General features: G+C 70.4%; 1 protein-coding gene. It reads right to left on the reverse strand.

The window, feature by feature from the left end; translation table 11 throughout:
* Window positions 1-99 precede the first annotated feature (99 nt).
* Window positions 100-926: phage tail tube protein (locus BU124_RS14360; RefSeq protein ID WP_084864250.1), on the reverse strand; the 827-nt coding region annotated here is incomplete at its 5' end.

The raw sequence follows: 926 nt of genomic DNA on the forward strand, positions 1-926 counted from the left end.
CCTCGGCCATCAGTGCGGTGGTGATTGGCAGGAGCTTCAGGCGCACGCCACCGGGCATGTCGTGCCAGGCGGGATTGCGGGTCATGTCGAGTCGGAGCATCAATACTGGTCCACGTCGTTGATGAGGGTTGCGGTGGCCATGCGGCCGGTGCCGGGGTCGCGCGCGGCCTGCCAGTCGAAGGTCGCCTGGATGCCCTGCGGCCCGTCGATCCCGATGCGCGGGCGCGGCAGGTAGACGGCATGCGCGGTCAGCATGAAGCTCTCGCCCGAGGGCAGCGCGTAACCGAACACCAGCTCGCAAGGATCGCCGTCGATGGCCTGTTGCAGCAGCGTCTCGTCGGCGAAGCGCACCACCACGTTGCCGGTCAGCGCGGCGATGCCGGGCTCCACGCCGTCGATCTTGCCGTCGGCGCGGATCGTCTCCACCCGGTCGAGGTTGTTGGCGTAGGTGATCTCGGCCGAGACCAGGTTGCCGAGCGCCGTGCCGTTGCGCTGGACGCTCCCGTTGAAGCTGCCGAAGCGCCTGAGCGCGGGCTCGGTCAGGGTGCCGGCCTGGCTTGCAGCACTCTTGTCCTCGCCCTGCGCGATCACGCCGACGGTCGCGGTCACGAGGCCCGAGCGCTCCATCGACCATTGCAGCTGGTTGACCCGGCAGCCGGGATACATGGCGTAATGCGGCACCTCCGGCAGGCCCTTCTCCAGCGCGAAGCTCGGCAGGTCCCAGGCGCCCGACTGGAACTCGTGGGTCCAGGGCCCGGTGCCGCTGGTCGCGGGCGCACCGAAGGCGGCCTTGAGCCAGTGGCCCCAGGCCTCCGCGTCGATCGGGACCGCCACGTCGCCGTCGGCGGTGATCGCGTCCTTGACCGGCGCCAGCGGATCGCGGCCGTAGCCCAGCAGCTCGGAGTCGAGCAGCGGCTGTTCGGCGG

It is taken from the genome of Salibaculum halophilum, from assembly GCF_002094885.1.
Classification (GTDB): domain Bacteria; phylum Pseudomonadota; class Alphaproteobacteria; order Rhodobacterales; family Rhodobacteraceae; genus Salibaculum; species Salibaculum halophilum.